General features: G+C 47.5%; 3 protein-coding genes. All 3 read left to right on the top strand.

Going from position 1 to position 885, the window contains the following annotated elements; genetic code table 11:
• The first annotated feature begins 58 nt into the window (after positions 1-58).
• The 3 genes from H8S11_RS13740 to H8S11_RS13730 are packed head-to-tail and all read left to right on the top strand — an operon-like array spanning position 59 to position 774.
• On the top strand, positions 59-220 hold the full coding sequence (locus tag H8S11_RS13740) for a hypothetical protein (RefSeq protein WP_186853540.1): 162 nt from the start codon (positions 59-61) through the stop codon (positions 218-220).
• The gene (locus H8S11_RS13735) at positions 213-533 is read left to right on the top strand and encodes a hypothetical protein (RefSeq protein ID WP_186853539.1); all 321 of its coding nucleotides are present in this window, start codon (positions 213-215) and stop codon (positions 531-533) included. The genes H8S11_RS13740 and H8S11_RS13735 overlap by 8 nt, the downstream gene beginning before the upstream one ends.
• Positions 514-774: a hypothetical protein gene (locus H8S11_RS13730; protein ID WP_186853538.1), complete on the top strand. Its 261-nt coding sequence runs from the start codon at positions 514-516 to the stop codon at positions 772-774. Before H8S11_RS13735 ends, H8S11_RS13730 begins: the two co-directional genes overlap by 20 nt.
• The last annotated feature ends 111 nt before the right edge of the window (positions 775-885 follow it).

Genomic DNA, 885 nt, shown 5'->3' with positions numbered 1-885 from the left:
CTGGAGCAGGTGAAGCGGGAGAGAGAAGAACTTGAGGCCGCACTACGGAGGGAGCAGGATGGATAGAAACTGCTACAACACCTCTTGCCCCTTCCGGAACAATGAAACCAGCAACCCTACATACTGCGCCTGCTATGCCTGCCCAAGCCGAGAAAGTCAGGACTACATCATTATCACAACAGACCATACAACGCCGCTGGAGGGGATGAAGAATGGCTGAGTACATTGATAAGACAGAGATTATCAAAGCCATAGTAGCCGAAGCATCCCATTGTTTGGTGCTTGATAAGCCAGCCGAAGCCCGTGGATATATTGGGGCAAAGGAGTTAATTGAGCGTAGAAAAGCCGCCGACGTTGCGGAGGTGCGGCACGGAAAGATTATAGAGACTATCAAAGATGGCAAAATGAATCGAGTGTTCTCATGCTGTGGACATGATTTTACGGAATTAACATGCTGGTATATGCCAAAATACTGCCCCAACTGCGGCGCTCGCATGGACAAGGAGGACGAGCATGGAAGCGAATTTGATTGACCGCGATGTTGCAGAGGATTATTTTGGGTGCTCAGATTGGGAAATCTTAGCAAAAGAAACTCTTAGAGAAGTGCCACTCGTCGACGCCGTGCCTGTGGTCAGGTGCATAAATTGTAAATATAAAGGGGTTTTATGGAGGGAAACGATTTGTGACCATCCTAACGGTATGTTACATAAAGTAAAACCTGATGATTTCTGCTCCTACGGCAAGCGAAAGGAGGCCAAGCATGAAGTTAATTGATGCAGACAAACTGCTTTACCATAAGAGAAAGGTTATGTTTTTTGGATTGGGCCAAGATGATGAGTGCTGGGGGTTCGCTGTGCCTGTGGAAGAAATTGATAAGGCTCCCAC

This window comes from Flintibacter hominis, assembly GCF_014287965.1.
Taxonomy (GTDB): domain Bacteria; phylum Bacillota; class Clostridia; order Oscillospirales; family Oscillospiraceae; genus Lawsonibacter; species Lawsonibacter aceti.
The sequence above is the reverse complement of the archived record's forward strand: the minus strand, read 5'-3'. Positions and strand labels throughout refer to the sequence as shown.

Excerpts from the sequence above, each read along its gene's own strand:
- H8S11_RS13735 (WP_186853539.1), top strand. The coding sequence starts at position 213 with ATGGCTGAGTACATTGATAAGACAGAGATTATCAAAGCCATAGTAGCC.
- H8S11_RS13740 (WP_186853540.1), top strand. The coding sequence starts at position 59 with ATGGATAGAAACTGCTACAACACCTCTTGCCCCTTCCGGAACAATGAA.
- H8S11_RS13730 (WP_186853538.1), top strand. The coding sequence starts at position 514 with ATGGAAGCGAATTTGATTGACCGCGATGTTGCAGAGGATTATTTTGGG.